This is a genomic window from Nocardioides donggukensis (assembly GCF_014842875.1).
GTDB classification, from domain to species: Bacteria; Actinomycetota; Actinomycetes; order Propionibacteriales; family Nocardioidaceae; genus Nocardioides; species Nocardioides donggukensis.
The window spans coordinates 1,234,475-1,251,990 of record NZ_JACYXZ010000001.1 but is presented as its reverse complement, the minus strand read 5'-3'; the positions used below and the strand labels follow the sequence as shown (position 1 = coordinate 1,251,990).

The 17,516-nt window shown below is 74.5% G+C and carries 18 protein-coding genes; 11 read left to right on the top strand and 7 right to left on the bottom strand.

Translation table 11 applies throughout. From position 1 onward, the window contains the following. Positions 1–5 precede the first annotated feature (5 nt). Positions 6–368, bottom strand: coding sequence for a DUF6504 family protein (locus tag IE331_RS06140; protein WP_192141446.1), 363 nt, complete (start codon positions 366–368; stop codon positions 6–8). A gap of 230 nt (positions 369–598) precedes the next feature. Between IE331_RS06140 and IE331_RS06135 the strand changes: the two genes are divergently transcribed. The 3 genes from IE331_RS06135 to IE331_RS06125 all read left to right on the top strand — a co-directional run bounded on the left by IE331_RS06135 (position 599) and on the right by IE331_RS06125 (position 2,872). Continuing rightward, complete coding sequence (locus IE331_RS06135) at positions 599–1,066, top strand: YbaK/EbsC family protein (protein WP_192141444.1); 468 nt, start codon at positions 599–601, stop codon at positions 1,064–1,066. 1 nt (position 1,067) lies between these two features. Next, a complete protein-coding gene (locus IE331_RS06130; RefSeq protein WP_192141442.1) occupies positions 1,068–1,442 on the top strand; it encodes an ArsC/Spx/MgsR family protein in 375 nt (124 codons plus the stop codon). Positions 1,443–1,561: 119 nt separating this feature from the next. Beyond that, entirely contained in the window at positions 1,562–2,872 is a 1,311-nt protein-coding gene (locus IE331_RS06125; RefSeq protein ID WP_192141440.1) for a phytoene desaturase family protein, read from the top strand. Positions 2,873–2,897: 25 nt separating this feature from the next. Here the strand turns inward: IE331_RS06125 and metF are convergent, their stop codons facing one another. Continuing rightward, the gene (metF, locus tag IE331_RS06120; RefSeq protein ID WP_192141438.1) at positions 2,898–3,806 is read right to left on the bottom strand and encodes a methylenetetrahydrofolate reductase [NAD(P)H]; all 909 of its coding nucleotides are present in this window, start codon (positions 3,804–3,806) and stop codon (positions 2,898–2,900) included. A gap of 70 nt (positions 3,807–3,876) precedes the next feature. Between metF and IE331_RS06115 the strand changes: the two genes are divergently transcribed. Next, positions 3,877–4,947 (top strand): polyprenyl synthetase family protein, encoded by a 1,071-nt coding sequence (locus IE331_RS06115; protein WP_192141436.1) that lies wholly within the window; start codon positions 3,877–3,879, stop codon positions 4,945–4,947. Between the two features lie 3 nt (positions 4,948–4,950). Here IE331_RS06115 and IE331_RS06110 read toward each other — a convergent pair whose 3' ends face one another. Genes IE331_RS06110 through IE331_RS06100 form a run of 3 tightly spaced genes read right to left on the bottom strand, consistent with a single transcriptional unit; the run spans position 4,951 to position 6,288 of the window. Then, a complete protein-coding gene (locus tag IE331_RS06110) occupies positions 4,951–5,370 on the bottom strand; it encodes a barstar family protein (protein ID WP_192141434.1) in 420 nt (139 codons plus the stop codon). Next, positions 5,367–5,870: a ribonuclease domain-containing protein gene (locus tag IE331_RS06105; protein WP_318646772.1), complete on the bottom strand. Its 504-nt coding sequence runs from the start codon at positions 5,868–5,870 to the stop codon at positions 5,367–5,369. Before IE331_RS06105 ends, IE331_RS06110 begins: the two co-directional genes overlap by 4 nt. Positions 5,871–5,886: 16 nt before the next feature. Then, positions 5,887–6,288 (bottom strand): Rv2175c family DNA-binding protein, encoded by a 402-nt coding sequence (locus IE331_RS06100; protein WP_201931194.1) that lies wholly within the window; start codon positions 6,286–6,288, stop codon positions 5,887–5,889. 174 nt (positions 6,289–6,462) lie between these two features. Here IE331_RS06100 and IE331_RS06095 point away from each other — a divergent pair, with 174 nt between their 5' ends. From IE331_RS06095 to IE331_RS06065, 7 genes are all read left to right on the top strand, one after another. Next, the gene (locus IE331_RS06095) at positions 6,463–7,266 is read left to right on the top strand and encodes a lytic transglycosylase (RefSeq protein WP_192141432.1); all 804 of its coding nucleotides are present in this window, start codon (positions 6,463–6,465) and stop codon (positions 7,264–7,266) included. A gap of 170 nt (positions 7,267–7,436) precedes the next feature. Beyond that, the gene (locus IE331_RS06090) at positions 7,437–9,473 is read left to right on the top strand and encodes a Stk1 family PASTA domain-containing Ser/Thr kinase (RefSeq protein ID WP_201931191.1); all 2,037 of its coding nucleotides are present in this window, start codon (positions 7,437–7,439) and stop codon (positions 9,471–9,473) included. An 18-nt stretch (positions 9,474–9,491) separates the two neighbouring features. Next, the gene (locus IE331_RS06085; RefSeq protein ID WP_192141430.1) at positions 9,492–10,418 is read left to right on the top strand and encodes a deoxyribonuclease IV; all 927 of its coding nucleotides are present in this window, start codon (positions 9,492–9,494) and stop codon (positions 10,416–10,418) included. Further along, positions 10,415–11,311 (top strand): DMT family transporter, encoded by an 897-nt coding sequence (locus IE331_RS06080; RefSeq protein ID WP_318646771.1) that lies wholly within the window; start codon positions 10,415–10,417, stop codon positions 11,309–11,311. The genes IE331_RS06085 and IE331_RS06080 overlap by 4 nt, the downstream gene beginning before the upstream one ends. 62 nt (positions 11,312–11,373) lie before the next feature. Continuing rightward, positions 11,374–12,435, top strand: coding sequence for a 3-deoxy-7-phosphoheptulonate synthase (gene aroF / locus IE331_RS06075; RefSeq protein ID WP_192141428.1), 1,062 nt, complete (start codon positions 11,374–11,376; stop codon positions 12,433–12,435). Between the two features lie 63 nt (positions 12,436–12,498). Beyond that, positions 12,499–13,374, top strand: a complete 876-nt coding sequence (locus tag IE331_RS06070) for an NADase-type glycan-binding domain-containing protein (RefSeq protein ID WP_192141426.1) — start codon at positions 12,499–12,501, stop codon at positions 13,372–13,374. A 56-nt stretch (positions 13,375–13,430) separates the two neighbouring features. Continuing rightward, the gene (locus tag IE331_RS06065; RefSeq protein ID WP_192141424.1) at positions 13,431–15,146 is read left to right on the top strand and encodes a zinc ribbon domain-containing protein; all 1,716 of its coding nucleotides are present in this window, start codon (positions 13,431–13,433) and stop codon (positions 15,144–15,146) included. A 4-nt stretch (positions 15,147–15,150) separates the two neighbouring features. On the opposite strand, the gene IE331_RS06060 is transcribed toward IE331_RS06065, so the two are convergent. After that, on the bottom strand, positions 15,151–16,155 hold the full coding sequence (locus IE331_RS06060; protein WP_201931184.1) for a threonine aldolase family protein: 1,005 nt from the start codon (positions 16,153–16,155) through the stop codon (positions 15,151–15,153). Positions 16,156–16,177: 22 nt separating this feature from the next. Continuing rightward, entirely contained in the window at positions 16,178–17,509 is a 1,332-nt protein-coding gene (locus tag IE331_RS06055) for a class II 3-deoxy-7-phosphoheptulonate synthase (protein ID WP_192141422.1), read from the bottom strand. Positions 17,510–17,516: the final 7 nt, after the last annotated feature.

The following is a 17,516-nucleotide window of genomic DNA, read 5'->3' as shown; positions in this document are numbered from 1 at the left end:
CGGCCTCAGTCCTGGCAGCCGACGAGCTGCCAGCTGCCGTCGGTCCAGGAGAAGGAGAGGTCGAAGACCCCGCCGCCGCCGGGGCCGGTCCCGGCCTCGACCCGCCACAGCTCCCGCTCGTCGAGCAGGTCGCCGCCCCCGATCCCGCTGCCGTCCCCGCTGCCGGCCCCGCTGCCGACTTCACCGCCGGCCCCGCTCCCGACCGTGGCGAGCGCACCCGCCGAGGCCCACCACGGCCCGGTCTCCACCCAGTGCGCGAGCAGGTCGCGCACCTTCCACAACCTGCCCCGCCACAGGAACTGCTCGGGACCCTCCTGCTGGCCCACCATCCCCCGGCGTACCTCCACGGGGTCGTCGTACCGGCGCATCCGTTCGCTCCTTCCCCAGAGCTCTCACTGACCCGACCTCGACCCCGCTGTCCGACCCCTCGATGACGCTGGCGACACCCGGCGACGCGTGATGCCGGGGTCCCGGCGGGGACGGGGGTCGAGGTCGTCCCCACCGGGTTGTTCGAACACGTGTTCGAACAACCCCAAGGTACACCCGCCCTCCGACACCGCGTCAATCCCCCGCCCACCTCGCCCGCTAATCTCGCGGCATGCCCGCCGAGCACCCCTCCATCACGACCTTCCGCGCCGAGCTGGACCGCCGCGGAGGCACCGGCGAGATCGTCGTCCTCCCGGACTCCGTGCACACCGCGGCGCTGGCCGCCGAGGCGCTGGGCTGCGAGGTCGGCGCGATCGCGAACAGCCTGCTCTTCGACTCCGACGACTCCCCCGTCCTCCTGCTCACCTCCGGTGCGCACCGGGTCGACCTGGCCCGGGTCGCCGGGGTCACCGGCCCGCTGGTCCGCGCCGACAAGGACTTCGTCCGCCGGCACACCGGTCAGGTGATCGGCGGGGTCTCCCCCTTCGCCCACCCGGCGCCGGTCCCGACGTACATCGATCCCTGGCTGCGTCGGCACGAGGTCGTCTGGGCCGCCGCCGGCCACCCCGCGGCGGTGTTCAGCACGACGTACGACGAGCTGGTCGCGATGACCGGCGCCACCGAGCTGGAGGTGGAGTGAGGTGGAGCTCTGGATCAACCCCGCCTGCTCGAAGTGCCGCACCGCGGTGGCCGCGCTCGACGAGGTCGACGCCGGCTACACGACCCGCCGCTACCTCGAGCAGCCGCCGACGACCGCCGAGCTCGAGAGCGTGCTGGCCCGGCTCGGGCTCGAGCCGTGGGACCTCGCCCGGATGACCGAGCCGGCCGCGAAGCAGCTCGGGCTGCGGGCACTGCCCCGCGACGAGGCGCACCGCGCCGACTGGGTGGCCGCGCTCGCGCAGAACCCGGTGCTGATCCAGCGGCCGATCATCACCCTCGACGACGGCACCGCGGTGGTCGCCCGAGACGCCGCGACCCTCGACCGGGTCGTCCGCGGGAGCGTCGGCACCCGCTGACCGGCGCCCTGCGGTCGATCCGTGACCGCGTCCCGCCTCGGCCGGCCCGAGCGGGCCGGTCCGGGGCCAGGATTCAGGGCCAGGACTCGGGGCCAGGACTCGGGGCTAGGGTTCGGCGCATGGCGCGGGTGGTGGTGGTCGGTGGCGGCTTCGGCGGTCTGGCCTCGGCCGCGCGCCTGGCCAAGCAGGGCCACGAGGTGACCCTCGTGGAGCGCCGCGAGGAGCTGGGCGGCGCGCTCGGCTCGATCAGCGCCGACGGCTTCACCTGGGACACCGGCCCCACCCACACGCTGCTGCCGGCGGTGCTGCGCGACCTGTTCCGCAAGACCGGCCGACCGCTGGAGCGGGAGCTGGACCTGGTGCCGCAGGAGACCGTCCGCGAGCACTGGTTCGAGGACGACACCCGGGTCCGGCTCCCGGGTGGCTCCCGTGCCGCCCAGCTCCGCGCCTTCGACGAGCTGGCACCGGGCCTGGGCCAGCAGTGGTGCGACCACGTCGCCTCCTTCGCCGACGACTGGGAGGTGCTGCGCCGGGAGGTCCTCGAGCGGCCCTGGGAGCGGGAGCTGGCCGATCCCGCCGTCACCGCCCGGGTCTTCACGAGGGAGACGCTCGGCCGGCGTCTGAGGAGGACCTTCCGGGACGAGCGCCTGCGCCTGGTCGCGGCGCACCCGTTCGTCGCCGACGGCCACGACCCGCGCAACGTCCCCGTGTGGCTGGGCATGCAGGCCTACCTCGAGCAGAACTTCGGCGCCTGGACGGTCCCGGGCGAGATGGGCGGCATGGGCCGGGTGGCGACGGTGCTCGCCGGCCGGATGGCCACCCGCGGCGTCACCGTCCACACCGGAACCGGCGTGACCGACATCGAGCTGCGCGCGGGTCGTGCGGTCGCCGTGGCGACGACCCAGGGTGAGGTCGCGGCCGACCACGTCGTCTGTGCGATCGACCCGCGCGCCCTGCCCGCGCTCGCGGCGTACGCGCGACGCACGATGCCGGCGATCCCGCCGGTGGTCTGCCACCTGGGGCTCAGCGGCGACGTCCCGGACCTGGCCCCGGAGACCGTCCTGCACGGGGACCCGATGCTGGTGGTCCGGACCGGCGGGCAGGCCCCGGAGGGCGGACATGCGTGGACGGTCCACGGTCGGGGCAAGCTGGCCGAGGACGTCGTGGTCGCACTGGCCCGGGCCGGGCTGGACGTCCGGACCCGGATCGAGGTCCGGGTCGACCGCTCACCCCGGGCGCTCGTGCAGGAGTGGGGCCAGTCCCCGCACGGAGCGCTCTGGCAGGGTCGGGCCACGCTGAAGGAGCGGATCGGCACCCGGACGCCGGTGCCCAACGTGTACGCCGCGGGGGCCTACACCGCGTTCGGCCCGGGGCTGCCCTACGTCGGCCTCAGCGCCGCCCTGGTCGCTCAGGCGATCGGCCCCGCCTGATCGTCCCGCCGACCCGTTTGCTCGGTCAGGCGGAGATGCGGAGGGCGGCGAAGATCTCGCGGGTGGCCCGGGACCTGTTGAGCGTGTAGAAGTGCAGCCCCGGGGCGCCGCCGTCCAGCAGCGCCTCGCACAGCTCGGCCGCCATCGCGATGCCCTCGGCCCGCACCGCGGCCGGGTCACCCTCGTGGGCGGCGACCCGGGCGACCACGTCGGGGGGCACGTCGCGCCCGGACAGCTCGGCCATCCGGCGCACCTGCCCGAGGTTCAGGATCGGCATGATGCCGGGCAGGATCGGGATCTCGACCCCCGCCCGGCCGGCCCGCTCGACCAGGCCCAGGTAGTCGGAGGAGCGGAAGACCATGTCGGTGATCGCGAACTCGGCGCCGGCCCGCTGCTTGTCCAGCAGCACCCGCACGTCGCTCTCCAGCGACTCGGCGGCCGGGTGCCCCTCGGAGAACGCCGCGACCCCCACGGAGAAGCGCCCGGCGGCGAGCTCCACCAGCTCGCACGCGTAGGTGAAGCCGCCCGGGGTCGGCAGCCAGTCGGCCCGCGGACCGTCCTGCGGGTCGCCGCGCAGCGCCAGCACGTTGCCGATCCCGGCGGCGGCGTAGGAGTCCAGGATCCCTTCGAGCTCCGCCCGGGTGTGGCCCACGCAGGTCAGGTGCGCCATCGGCACCAACGACGTCTCCCGCGCGATCCGCCCGGTGATCCGGGCGGTGGTGTCCCGGGTGCTGCCGCCCGCGCCGTAGGTCACGGAGACGAACGTCGGCCGGTAGGGCTCGAGCTCGCGGATCGCCTGCCAGAGCTGCTCCTCGCCGGCCGGGTCCTTCGGCGGCATGAACTCGAACGAGAACGAGCGCTCACCCTCCCGGATCAGCCGGCCGATCCCGCGCTCGGTCCCCCGCTGGGTCCCCCGTCGATCCGTGTGGTCCATGCCGCGAGTCTAGGGACGCGGTGGTGCCCGGCCGTCCGCGTTCCACGGAGCGGTGACTAACCTCGGGCCCGTGCCCACCTCCTTCGACGCCTCCGCCTTCCGGGACGGCATCCAGGCCACGCTCGACGACTTCCTGGTCGAGCAGTCCACCCGGCTGGCCCCGCTCGGGTCGGACGCGGCGCGACTCGTCGAGGCGGCCCGGAGCTCGGTGTCCGGGGGCAAGAGGTTCCGCGCGGCGTTCTGCTACTGGGGCTTCCGGTCGGTCGCCGAGCCCGGCCCGGAGGAGGAGCCGGCGCTGCTGCGCGCCTGCGCGGCCCTCGAGCTGCTGCACGCCAGCGCACTGGTCCACGACGACTTCATGGACGCCTCCGACACCCGCCGCGGGCGCCCGGCCACGCACCGCGCGTTCGAGGCCGCGCACCGCGAGGCCGGCTGGCAGGGCGATTCGGAGCAGTACGGCGCCGCGGCCGCGATCCTCCTCGGCGACCTGCTGCTGACCTGGGCCGACGAGCTGCTGCGCCGCTCGGGGTTCGGCTGGGACCGGATCGGTCCCGCGATGGAGGTCTTCGACCTCTGCCGCTCCGAGGTGGTGACCGGTCAGTTCCTCGACGTGTCCGTGCAGGCGCGCGGGCGGGCCGACGTCGAGGACGCGATGACGGTGCTGCGCTACAAGTCGGCGAAGTACTCGGTCGAGCGCCCGCTCCACGTGGGGGCTGCGCTGGCCGGCGCCGGGGCCGACCAGCTCGCCGCCCTGTCCGCCGTGGGTCTCCCGCTCGGCGAGGCCTTCCAGCTCCGCGACGACCAGCTCGGCGTCTTCGGCGACCCCGAGGTCACCGGGAAGCCGGCCGGCGACGACCTGGTCGAGGGCAAGCGGACGGTCCTGGTCGCCCTCGCCCTCGACGGCGCCGAGGCGGCGCCGGCCCGACTGCTCGACTCCTCGCTGGGTCGGCCACTCACCTCGGAGCAGGTCGAGGCGCTGCGCGGGGTGATCGTCGACTCCGGCGCGCGGGACCAGGTCGAGGCGGTCATCGACGAGCTGTCCCGGCTGGCCCTGGACGCGCTCGACGCGGCCCGCATCACCGACGACGCCCGGGAGGCCCTGCGCGAGCTCGCCGGCGCCGCCACCCAGCGCACGGTGTAGGCGCTACTCCAGCAGCGGCACGGCCGGCAGGTCCGGGCCCTCGCCGCGCAGGAGCACGACGAAGGGCGTGCTCGGCTCATCGCGGGCGCGCTGGGCCAGCACGTCGAGGCCGGCGTGGAAGGTCACCGGCTCGGCGCGGGCGAACGCCGACCAGCCGTCCCACAGGAGCACGGTCGCGGGCAGGTCGGCGAGGCAGTCGGCGAGCGCGTCGAGGTTCTGTCCGTAGTAGTCGGGGAAGGACAGCGCCTCACCGACGGCGGCGAGGAACTCGGCCTTGTGCTCGATCTCCCAGCCGTCGAGGTGGCCGTAGGCCCAGCCGGCGTGCTCGACGGCGTGCCGGACGTCGGCCGCGTCGAAGTTGCCGTGCCAGCGGTAGACACCCGGAGCGTGCCGCCCGGCGAGGACGGAGGCCAGGCCGCTCATCGGGCGATCCGCACGAACGAGGCGTAGTGGTCGGCCGTCCAGTAGAACTCCGTGGACCGTCCGGCCACGATCCGGCGCGCACCACGGTCGCTCGCCCCGGGCGTGGGGACGGTGTACTCGCGGTAGTACCCCGAGTCGCGCGGCGGCAGGATCCCCTCGCGGTTGAAGAACACCAGGCCGTCCCGGTCGTAGGGGAACGGCCCGCCGGCGTCGATGAGCGAGAGCGTCCGCGACGCCTCCGCCGGCAGGGCGGTGACCGACACCAGCGGCAGCCCGCTGACCGGGTCGGTGTCGGGCGGTGCCAGCGGGAACGGGGGCGTGGTCTCCGGGGCCGGCGTCGGGGAGGAGGGCGTCGAGGCGGGTGCCGAGGAGGGGGCCGACGCGGGCCGGTCGGCGGCGGGGTCGGACTCGGCGCCGTGCTGGGTCCACCACCACAGGGCGACCGCGACCAGTGCGGTGAGGACCGAGAGGACCCGGCGCTGGGTGCTGGTCAGGTGCACGGCCCCCACCCGTCCCTCAGAGCGACAGCGCCTGGGCGCGCCGCTTGACCTCGGAGCCGCGGTTCTCGCGCAGCGCGTCGATCGGCCGGCCGGGCAGGTCCAGGTCGGTGAAGATCCACTCCAGGCACTCCCGGTCGTCCCAGCCGCCGTCGTGGAGCACGGTCAGGAGCCCGGGCAGGCCCTTGACGACCTCGCCGTCCTGGACCAGGTCGGCCGGCACCCGCTGGCCGGCGCCCGGGCTCGGCACGGCGGCCGCGAGCTGGTGGTCGCGGATCATCGTGCGCACCTTGTTCACACTGACGCCGAGCGCGGTCGCCGTCTCGGACCAGTCCAGCCAGTCGGCGATGAGGGCGCCGAGGTCGGGGCCCGGGGACTCGGCCCGGCCCATCTGATCGGTGGAGGCGGAGGCGTCGTTCATGGTCCCACTCTCGCACCGGACCGGCCCGGAGCGAAACCACACCAACCCCAGAATGCTCGTCAGCCCCTTGAGTCACACACGCAACAGGGGTTACCGTCGAGCGCCGCCTCGTGCCACCTCCAGGGCCCGCTCGGGACCCGGGCGCGGTGCGGCCGACGAAGGGACGACCTCGTCATGAGCCCCACACCTCCCCGCCCCCGCCGCCTCCTGAGACTCGCCGTCGCCGGTGTGGCCGGCGCCGTCCTCGCGACCACCGCCGGCACCGGCCCGGCCGCGGCCGACCACGGCTCGCTGCCGCCGGGACGCAAGATCGTCCAGCACACGGTGCAGCCCGGCGACACCGCCACCGGGCTGGCGGTGCGCTTCCACGCCTGGACCGCCGAGCTGGTCTCCCACAACCACCTCGGCAGCGCGGCGCTGCTCCGGGTCGGCGACCGGATCGAGATCCCGGTGGTCCGCGCCGCGGCCCGCCGGGACCGGGCCGCTCCCCAGGTGCGCGCCCAGAGGACGGCACCGAAGCAGGCCCGCAAGCAGGCCCGGCCCCCGCGGCGTACCGCCTCCGGTCACCCCACCCGCGCGCACGTGCGCCGGGTCGTCGTCCGCACCGCCCGCAGCCACGGCATCGACCCGCAGCTGGCGCTGGCGGTCTCCTGGCAGGAGTCGGGCTGGCAGATGCACCACGTCTCGAGCGCCAACGCGATCGGCGCGATGCAGGTGCTGCCCACCACCGGGACCTGGATGTCGCTCTACGCCGGCCGCCCTCTGGACCTGCGCACGACCCGGGACAACGTCCTGGCCGGCATCCTCCTGATCCGGGTGCTGCGCGACTCGACCAGCGGCCCGCGGAACAAGATCGGCGCCTACTACCAGGGGCTGGGCGCGGTGCGTGAGCACGGGCTCTACGCCGAGACCCGGGCCTACGTCGACAACGTGCTGGCCATCAAGGGCCGCCTGGTGCAGGGCCGCCCGCCCGCCTGAGCCGGCCGCCCGAGCCGCCAGCCCGAGCCGCCCGTCCCAGGCGCCCCACCGGCCCGGGGAGGACACCGCCGCCACGCCGGGCGGGGCGTCGGGACCGCCCCGGGAGCGAGGTTCCGTACGATGGCGGGGGCGGAGACCTTCCCCAGCCCGCCGCGCACGGAGGCCGACCAGTGGAACAGACGACCGTACGGGACACCCATGACCCGTTGATCGGGCGTCTGCTGGACCGCCGCTACCGGATCGGCCCCCGCATCGCACGCGGCGGCATGGCCAGTGTCTACGAGGCCACCGACACCAGGCTCGACCGACCGGTCGCGGTCAAGGTGATGCACCCCGGCATGGGGGACGACGGCGACTTCGCGGCCCGGTTCGTCCGCGAGGCGCGGCACGCCGCCCGGCTCTCGCACCCGCACGTGGTGGGGGTCTACGACCAGGGCGAGGAGGACGGCGTCGTCTACCTCGCGATGGAGTACGTGCCCGGCCACACCCTGCGCGACGTCATCCGCCACGAGGCCCCGATGCCGCCGGCGAAGGCGCTGGCGCTGATCGAGCCGGTGCTCTCGGCCCTGCGTGCCGCGCACGGCTCGGGACTGATCCACCGCGACATCAAGCCCGAGAACGTGCTCATCGCCGACGACGGTCGGGTCAAGGTCGCCGACTTCGGGCTGGCCAAGGCGGTCAGCGCCGACACCCAGCACACCGCCACCGGAGGGGTGCTGATCGGCACCGTCTCCTACCTGGCCCCCGAGCTGGTCGTGGACGGGCGCGCCGACGCCCGGGCCGACGTGTACGCCGCGGGCGTGGTGCTCTTCGAGCTCCTGACCGGCCGCAAGCCGCACGAGGGCGAGTCGCCGATCCAGGTCGCCTACAAGCACGTGCACGAAGACACCCCGGCCCCCTCCTCGCTGGTCCCGGACGTCCCGGGGTACGTCGACGCGCTGGTCGCCCGCGCCACCGCCCGCGACCGCGGCCACCGCCCCGCCGACGCCGCGGTGCTGCTGCACCAGGTGCACCGGGTCCGGCACGCGCTGGCCGAGGGGGTGCGCGAGGACGCCGAGCTGGTCGCGGACCTGGCGCCTCCGGTGTCGCTGGCCGCGGCGCTCCCCCCGGCGGGCACCGGCCCCGATCTCGGACTCAGTCTCAGCCCGAGCCTCGACCCCGGACGGGGGCCGGCCGGACCTCCCGAGGACACCGCCTCGGACCCGCTGGTCGAGCCCGAGGACACCAGCGCGATCCACCCCTTCGACGCCGCCGGGGACCCCCCGGGCTGGCGGGTCCCTCCCCCGCCGGTCGGCGAGCCCGCCGCCGCGGCGTACCGGCCGCGCCGTCGCCGGGGACCGGTGCTCCTGCTCGTCGCCCTGCTCGTCGCCGCCCTCACCGGAGGCGGGGCCTGGTGGTTCGGCGTCGCCCGCTACACCACCGCGCCCGGCGTCATCGAGCTCACCTCGGCCCAGGCGCAGGCGAAGGTCGAGAGCGCGGGGCTGGAGTTCGCGGTCGGCGACGAGGTGTACTCCGAGAGCGTGCCGGCGGGGTCGGTGATCAGCACCGACCCCGACGCCGGCGACCGGGTGCTCGACGGCGGCACGGTCACCGCGACGCTGTCGCTGGGGCTGGAGCGCTACGACGTGCCTCGCGTGCGCAGCCTCGACGAGGACGCCGCCCAGGCCGCCATCCAGGACGCCAACCTCGACTTCGGACGCTCGATCGGCCGCTTCCACCCGACGATCCCGGAGGGGCGCGCGATCAAGAGCGACCCCAAGGCCGGGAAGGCGCTCAAGCGGGGCGGCACCGTCAACGTGATCCTGAGCAAGGGCCCTCCGCCGATCAAGGTCGTCGACTGGACCGGCAAGGACGCCGACCGCGCCGAGGAGTCCCTCAGCGGCAAGGGTCTGCGGGTGGACACGAGCGAGGCCTACGACGACGACGTCCCGGCCGGTCGCGTGGTCTCGCAGACCCCCTCCTCGGGCCAGCTCTTCAAGGGCCGGACGGTCAGCCTGGTGGTCTCGCTCGGCCCCCAGCTGGTGGAGGTGCCGCGGGTGGTCGGCAGCGGCACCGAGTCCGCCGAGCGTGAGATCCGTGGCGCCGGTCTGGTCCCGCAGGTGGAGAAGCACCCGGACTACATCGGGCTCGGCTGGGTGGTCCGGGTCTCGCCCGGCCAGGGCAGCGAGGTGCCGAAGGGGAGCACGGTCACGCTGACCGTCATCTGATTCGATAGCGTGCGCGGCATGCCCGCTCCTGCCTGGTCCGACCCTGCCCTGCGCAACCCGCTCGGCACCCACGTGACGGTGGGCAAGGGCCTGGTCACGGGTGCGCTCGCCTCGGCGCGCGAGCTGGGCTGCGAGACGTTCCAGGTCTTCGTCGGCAACCCGCGTGGATGGGCCCTCTCGGCCGGCGACCCGCGCCAGGACGAGCGGTTCCGGGCGGAGTCCGCGGGGTTCCGGGTCTTCGTGCACGCGCCGTACCTGGTCAACCTCGGCAGCCCCACGCCGGCGACGTACGAGCGGTCCGTGGCCACCGTCGCCCACAACCTCAGGCGGGCCGCGGAGATCGGCGCCGAGGGGCTGGTCGTGCACACGGGCTCGTTCGTGGACACCGCCTCAGACGCCCGGGAGTGCGAGGAGCGGTACGCCGCGGCGATGCGTCAGGTCCGCGACGGCCTGCTCCCCCTGCTCGAGACGCTCGAGGGCGCGAGCCGAGGTGAGGGCGAGGACGCGCCCTGGCTCCTGCTGGAGCCCACCGCAGGACAGGGCCGCTCGCTGTGCGCCGGCGTCGACGACCTCGCGCCGTACCTCGCGGCGCTCGACTTCCACCCCCGGGCCGGGATCTGCCTCGACACCTGCCACGTCTTCGCGGCCGGGGCGCCACTGGACGAGCCGGGCGGCACCACCGCGACCGTCGACCGGGTGGTCGAGGTGGGCGGCGCCGACCGGCTGCGGCTGGTCCACGCCAACGACTCGATGGACGTGCGCGGGGCGTTCAAGGACCGGCACCAGAACCTCGGCGCCGGCCACATCGGCACCGCCGCCTTCACCGAGCTGCTGGCACACCCGGCCACCGCCGGGGTCCCCTTCGTCCTCGAGACGCCGGGGTCCCGGGAGCCGGGGAACGCCGACCTGGAGCTGCTGCGCAGGTTGCGGGCGGCCGGCTCGTGAGGGAGCGGCACCTCACCCTGCTGGCCACGCTGGCACTGCTGGCGATGACCGCCACCTGGGGCAGCACGTTCTTCCTGATCAAGGACCTCACCGACCGGATCAGCGCCCTGGACTTCCTCGCGGTCCGGTTCCCGATCGCCACCGTCGCGCTGTTCCTGATGTTCCCCCGCGCGGTCGGCCGGCTCTCGCCCGAGTCGTGGCGGCAGGCGACCGTGCTCGGCTGCCTCTACGCCGGCGCCCAGGTGCTGCAGACGATCGGTCTGGCCCACACCGCCGCCTCGGTGTCGGGCTTCATCACCGGGCTGTACGTCGTGCTGACGCCGATCCTGGCGGCGGTGCTGCTGCGGACCCGGATCGGCGGCCTGACCTGGCTGGCCGTGGCGCTGGCCCTGGCCGGGATCGGCGTGCTCACCCTCCAGCCGGCCGGGGTGGTGTTCGGGTACGGCGAGTCGCTCACGCTCGTGGCCGCCCTGGTCTACGCGCTGCACATCGTGGGCCTCGGCGCCTGGTCCACACCCGGTGAGGCCATGGGCATGTCGATCGTGCAGCTGGGGGTGATCTCGGTCGTGTGCTTCGTGGGCGCGGTGCCGAACGGGATCGAGCTGCCCGACAACGGGCGGGACTGGGCCAGCATCCTCTACATGGCGGTCTTCGCCGCCGCCCTCGCGATGGCCGGTCAGACCTGGGCCCAGGCCCACCTCCCACCCACGCGGACCGCGATCATCATGAGCATGGAGCCGGTGTTCGCCGCGTTCTTCGCGGTGCTCGCCGGCGGCGAGGACCTGACCACGAGACTGGTCTCCGGCGGCCTGATGGTGCTGGCGGCGATGCTCATCGTGGAGCTCCTCCCCCGACGCCGGATCGAGGCCGAGGTCACCCACATCGCGGTCTGACCGCACGACCGCATCCTGGTCCGCACCGGCTCGGGCCGCCGCGCTGCACTAGCCTCGACGGCATGGTCGTCGTGATGTCCCCCGACGCCACCGATGAGGACGTCGCCCACGTCGTGGAGCGGGTCGAGGGCGTCGGTGGTGAGGCGTTCGTGTCCAAGGGCGTGGTCCGCACGATCATCGGCCTGGTCGGTGACATCGAGTCCTTCCACCACCTGAACCTGCGCACGCTGCGCGGCGTCGCCGACGTGCACCGGATCTCCGACCCCTACAAGCTGGTCAGCCGCCAGCACCACAGCGAGCGCTCCACCGTGTGGGTCGGACCCCCGGGCGGCCAGGTGCCGGTCGGCCCGGACGCCTTCACCTTCATCGCCGGTCCGTGCGCGGTGGAGACCGCCGACCAGACCTTCGAGGCAGCGCGGATGGCGCAGTCCGCAGGAGCCACGATCCTGCGTGGCGGTGCCTTCAAGCCGCGCACCTCGCCGTACGCGTTCCAGGGCCTCGGGGTGGCCGGGCTGGAGATCCTGGCCGGGGTCCGGGAGGCGACCGGCATGCCGGTCGTGACCGAGATCGTGGACGCCCGCGACGTGGACGTGGTCGCCGAGCACGCCGACATGCTGCAGATCGGCACCCGCAACATGGCCAACTTCGGCCTGCTCCAGGCGGTCGGCGGCTGCGGCAAGCCGGTGCTCCTCAAGCGCGGGATGACCGCCACCATCGAGGAGTGGCTGATGGCCGCCGAGTACATCGCCCAGCGCGGCAACCTCGACGTCGTGCTCTGCGAGCGCGGCATCCGCACCTTCGAGCCGGCCACCCGCAACACCCTGGACATCTCCGCGATCCCCGTGGTCCAGGCGACCAGCCACCTCCCGATCATCGTCGACCCCTCGCACGCGGCCGGACGCAAGGATCTCGTGGTGCCGCTCTCCCGGGCCGCCATCGCGGTCGGCGCCGACGGGGTCATCGTCGACGTCCACCCCGACCCGGAGACCGCTCTCTGCGACGGGCCGCAGGCGCTGCTCGGCTCGGACCTGAGGGCACTCGCCCAGGCGGTACGCCGCCTGCCCGGCGCGGTCGGCCGGGTCGGCGCCGGCGATCTCGCCACCGGCCGCCGATCCGGATCCTGACCCGCGCGGGTTCGCCCGACCCGGCCGGTTCGCATACGCTGGCCGGCGATCGGAGGGAGCCGGATGAACTTCTGCGCGAGCTGCGGTGCCCGTCTGGGGACCGGCCGGACCGGTCGGTTCTGCACCCGCTGCGGGGCCCCGGTGCCCGGTGCGTCCCCCGCGACGTCGGCCGGCGCTCCCCCGGCGGCCGACCCCGGCTCGACGTCCCGCTACCCGCTCTTCGCCGACGAGGTGGTCGAGCCCGCCGACTGGGCACCGCCACCCGCGGCCGGGGAGTCCCGGACCGCCCGCCGTCCGGTCCTCTGGCTGGGCGCCCTCGTCCTGGCCCTGCTCACCGCGGTCGCGACCGGGGTCTGGCTGACCTCCGACGACGACGAGACCCCGGTCGCGGCGACCGGGGCCGAGGACCCGGGAGGCAGCGACGGACCGGACCCATCGCCCTCGGAGCCGCCGCGGGCCGACGACGTGTCGGGCACGGCGCGGGTGAGCGGTCCGCGGCCGCTCCCCCCGGGGCGCGACCTCGCCGGTCGGAGGGTGGGGTACGCCCTGGCCAACATGGTCGACGGCGACCCCGCCACCGCGTTCCGCACCGCAGGGGACGCCTCCGGCAAGCCGCTCACGTTCACGCTCCCCGAGCCGGCGGTGATCCGCGAGGTGGGGCTGATCAACGGCTACGCGAAGTCCGACTCGGCCCGCGGCCGGACCGTCGACTGGTATCCCCTCAACCGGCGGATCACCCGCGTGCAGTGGATCTTCGACGACGGCAGCACGGTGACCCAGGACCTGCGCATGGGCACCGACCTGCAGACCGTCGCGGTGGAGGGCGTCCGCACCCGCAGTGTCGGCCTGCGGATCCTCACGGTGAGCCCGCCCGGGACCGGGCCCCTGCGCAAGAACGTCACCGCGATCAGCGAGGTCCTGCTCCGGGCTTCGTCCTGACCCGGACACCTCACTAGGGTGACGGTGTCACCAGCCCAGGATCGGAGGGTCTTCCCATGAGCCAGTGCCCGCAGTGCGGTGCGCCGACCACCGAGGACCAGCGCTTCTGCGGAGCCTGCGGCGCCGCCGTGCCCGCGCCGGACGGACCGACCGTGCAGATCCCCGCCCAACAGCCCGTCCAGGAGCCCGCCCGGGAGCCGACCCAGGAGCCGACCCGGCAGCCCGCCGAGGAGGTGCCGCCGACCGCCCAGTTCCCGGCAGTCCGTCCCGCCGAGGAGCCGTCCCGTCCCGCCGAGGAGCCGTCCCGCCCGGCCTACCGGCCCGACCGGCCCGGCCCGCCTCCCATCGTGCCCTTCGCCGACCCGCAGGCGCCGCGAGTGGACCGGTCCCGGGCGCCGCGGGGCAACTGGCCGGGCGCCCTCGCCACCGCCGGTGCGGCGTTCGGCGTGGCCCTCGTGCTGGCCACGGTCGTCGCCCTGACCGGCGCCACCGACCTCGACGGCTCCAGCGCGATCGGCCTGACCGGCGTGCTCACCACAGCCACCTTCGGCGCCGACCTGGTCCAGGACAGGGGCGGCAACGGCACCTTCACGATCGGGCAGTATCCGCTGCTGGCCACGGTGCTGGCGCTGGGCGTCGCCGTGGCGGTGTTCCGTCGCGCCACCGCCGGCGTCACGAGCATCCGGTCCGCCCTGGCCGACGCCGCTCGCGCCGGCCTGGTCCTCTCGGTGCTGCTGACGCTCCTCGCCCTGCTGGTGCGGGTCGCGAGGCCGGACATCCGCGGCTACCGCGGGAGCGACGGCGAGTCGCTCGCGACCACCGGACTGGTGGTGCAGAACGGTCCCACGGTCAGCTCGATCGCCGGCGCCCTGATCCTGGGCTTCCTCGTCCTCTTCACCGTGCTCGCGATCGCCACCCTGGCCTTCCGGCGGGAGTGGACCTCCCCCGTGGCCTACGTGCTGCACGGGTGGCTGCGGGCACCCCTGCGCGGGATCGTGGTGCTGCTCGCGAGCCTGATGCTGTGCGGGGTGTTCTACGTCGTCGCGATCCTCGCCGGCGTCGACTCGACCCGTGACCTGCCGCACGTGATCGGGCTCTTCGCGGTGCTGCCCGCGCTCGGGCTCCGGGTGCTGGCCCTCGGGTCCCTGGCGCCGGTGGGCACCGAGAGCTCGATCGACGGCGAGGAGGAGGTGAGCTTCGCCCGCCTCGGCGACTTCGCGGCCGACCACGGAGGGCTGTTCTGGCTGGCGCCGCTGCTGGTGCTCGCCACCGCCGCGGCCGCGACCTACGTCGTGGCGCGCAGCTCGTCGGAGCGGCGCTGGGTGCGCCGGGACGTGCTGGTCCACCTCGGCCTGCTGCTGGTCGTCCTGCCGTTCCTGATCCGCTTCGCCAACCTGCACACCGGAGGCGAGCTGGCCGGCGACGGCCGCGAGCGGTCGTTCTCCTCGTTCGGCGGGGTGGAGGGCCTCCAGACGACGGTCTTCTACGTCCTGCTCTCCGCGCTCGTGGCGGTGGCCCTGCTCCTGCTCGGCGGGCACGTCGACGCCCGCGTGGTCCTCCGCCGGAGCGTGGAGCTGGCTCGACGGGTGCGAGCACCTGGCACCGGGTCCGGGGCGTCGGGGCCGTCCGGGGAGTCCGGGCAGTCCGGGCCGTCCGCGACGCCGACCGGCGCGCCGACACCGGCCAGGTCCGCCGGGCCGACGCCTCCGCCCGGCTACCGCCCGTCGGCGGCGCCCGGGCAGGGCTCCCCCTACGGCCGGCCCCCGCAGTAGCCGGTCAGCCGAGCAGCCCGGCCAGCACGTCGGCCGCGCGGTCGACCGCGGCCCGGTCGACGTCGAGGTGGGTGACCAGGCGGAGCGTGGTCGGCCCGACCGTGGCGACCAGGACACCCCGGTCCCGGGCGGCGGCCACCAGCTCGGCGGCGTCGGGTCGCTCCACGACCACGATGTTGGTCTGCACAGTCGCCGGGTCGACGCCGCAGGCCCGCGCCAGCAGCCGGGCGTGCTCGTGGTCGTCGGCCAGCCGCTCGACGTGGTGGTCGAGCGCGTGCAGACCGGCCGCCGCCAGGATGCCCACCTGCCGCATGCCGCCGCCCATGCGCTTGCGCCAGACCCGGGACTCGGCGATGGCGTCGGCACTGCCGATCACCGCCGACCCCACCGGGGCCCCCAGCCCCTTGGAGAGGCAGACCGCCATCACGTCGGCGATCGAGCCGTAGTCGGCGAGCGGGGTCCCCGTCGCCACGTGCGCGTTCCAGATCCGGGCGCCGTCGAGGTGGACCGCGGCCCCGACGGAGTCGGCGTACTCCCGCAGGGCGGTCAGCTCGTCGAGCGGCAGCAGCGTCCCCCCGGCGAAGTTGTGCGTGTTCTCGACCGAGATCGCGGCCGTCGGCACGAAGAACGGCCCCATGTCGGGGGCGAACATCTCGCGCACCGCGTCGAGGTCGACGCCGCCGCGGGGGTGCCGCCAGGTGCGCATCGTGATCCCGGTGTACGCCGCGTGCGCACCCAGCTCGGCCCGCGCGATGTGCGCCCGCGCCTCGCACAGGACCTCCTGGCCGACCCCGGCCACGGTGCGGACCGCGAGCACGTTCGCCATCGATCCGGTCGGGGTGAACAGCGCCGCCTCGTGCCCGAACAGTCCGGCCAGCCGCTCCTCGAGCTCGCGGACGGTCGGGTCCTCGCCGTAGACGTCGTCGCCGACGTCCGCCGAGGCCATCGCCGCCCTCATCGACGCGGTCGGGCGGGTCAGGGTGTCGCTGCGCAGGTCGATGAGGCTCACCGGCCCAACCTAGCGAGTCGGGTCAGGCGCGACGCAGCATGGCGGCCACGAGGAACGCCAGCTCGAGGGACTGCACCCGGTTCAGCCGCGGGTCGCACACCGACTCGTAGCGGTTGCCGAGGTCGATCTCGGCCAGCTCCTCGCCACCGCCGACGCACTCGGTGACGTCGTCGCCGGTGAGCTCCACGTGGATGCCGCCCGGCCAGGTGCCGAGCGCGTGGTGCACGTCGAAGAAGCCCTGCACCTCCTCGATGACGTCGTCGAAGCGCCGGGTCTTGTAGCCGGAGGACGCCTCGAAGGTGTTGCCGTGCATGGGGTCGCAGACCCACGCCACCTGTACCCCGGCCGCGGTGACCTTCTCGACCAGCTCCGGCAGCCCGTCGCGGATCCGCCCGGCACCGAACCGGGTGATGAACGTCAGCCGCCCGGGGGTGTTCTCCGGGTTCAGCCGCGAGGCCAGGGCGAGCGCGTCGTCGGGCGTCGTGGTGGGTCCGAGCTTCACGCCGATCGGGTTCTTGATGTGCCGCAGGAGCTCGACGTGGGCGCCGTCGAGCTGACGGGTCCGCTCGCCGATCCACACGAAGTGGCCGGAGACGTCGTACGGCGACCCGGTGCGGGAGTCGATCCGGGTCAGCGCGTGCTCGTACTCCAGCACCAGCGCCTCGTGGCTGGAGTGGAAGTCGACCCGGTGGAACTCGTCGGGGTCGGCGCCGATCGCCTCCATGAACGTCAGCGCCCGCTCGATCTCGCCGGCCAGCTGCTCGTAGCGCTGGCCGATCGGCGAGCTGCGCACGAAGTCGGTGTTCCAGGTGTGCACCTGGCGCAGGTCGGCGTACCCGCCGGTGACGAAGGCGCGCACGAGGTTCAGGGTCGCGGCCGAGGAGTGGTAGACGTCGACCAGCCGCTGCGGGTCGGGGGTCCGGGTCTCGGGGGTGAACTCGAAGCCGTTGACGGCGTCGCCGCGGTAGGCCGGCAGGGTCACGCCGTCCCGGGTCTCGTCGTCGGACGAGCGCGGCTTGGCGTACTGGCCGGCCAGCCGACCGACCTTGACCACCGGCACCGAGGCGGCGTAGGTCAGCACCACGGCCATCTGCAGCAGGACCCGCAGCTTGTTGCGGACGTTGTCCGCGGTGACCCCGGCGAACGTCTCCGCGCAGTCGCCGCCCTGGAGCAGGAACGCCTCCCCCCGGGTGACCGCCGCGATCTTCTCGGTCAGGTCGTCGCACTCACCGGCGAAGACCAGCGGAGGCGCGGTGCGCAGCCGGGCGACGGCCCTGTCCACGGCGGCGGGATCGGGGTACGACGGCTGCTGGGCGGCGCCGCGGGCGTGCAGCGCTGCGAGGTCGGGAATCACCCGACCA

Bases quoted from the DNA above. Each gene is read 5' to 3' on its own strand.
- metF (WP_192141438.1), bottom strand. From the start codon at position 3,806: ATGGACCACACGGATCGACGGGGGACCCAGCGGGGGACCGAGCGCGGG.
- IE331_RS06135 (WP_192141444.1), top strand. From the start codon at position 599: ATGCCCGCCGAGCACCCCTCCATCACGACCTTCCGCGCCGAGCTGGAC.
- IE331_RS06070 (WP_192141426.1), top strand. From the start codon at position 12,499: ATGAACTTCTGCGCGAGCTGCGGTGCCCGTCTGGGGACCGGCCGGACC.
- IE331_RS06085 (WP_192141430.1), top strand. From the start codon at position 9,492: ATGCCCGCTCCTGCCTGGTCCGACCCTGCCCTGCGCAACCCGCTCGGC.
- IE331_RS06065 (WP_192141424.1), top strand. From the start codon at position 13,431: ATGAGCCAGTGCCCGCAGTGCGGTGCGCCGACCACCGAGGACCAGCGC.
- IE331_RS06140 (WP_192141446.1), bottom strand. From the start codon at position 368: ATGCGCCGGTACGACGACCCCGTGGAGGTACGCCGGGGGATGGTGGGC.
- IE331_RS06125 (WP_192141440.1), top strand. From the start codon at position 1,562: ATGGCGCGGGTGGTGGTGGTCGGTGGCGGCTTCGGCGGTCTGGCCTCG.
- IE331_RS06100 (WP_201931194.1), bottom strand. From the start codon at position 6,288: ATGAACGACGCCTCCGCCTCCACCGATCAGATGGGCCGGGCCGAGTCC.
- aroF (WP_192141428.1), top strand. From the start codon at position 11,374: ATGGTCGTCGTGATGTCCCCCGACGCCACCGATGAGGACGTCGCCCAC.
- IE331_RS06095 (WP_192141432.1), top strand. From the start codon at position 6,463: ATGAGCCCCACACCTCCCCGCCCCCGCCGCCTCCTGAGACTCGCCGTC.
- IE331_RS06110 (WP_192141434.1), bottom strand. From the start codon at position 5,370: ATGAGCGGCCTGGCCTCCGTCCTCGCCGGGCGGCACGCTCCGGGTGTC.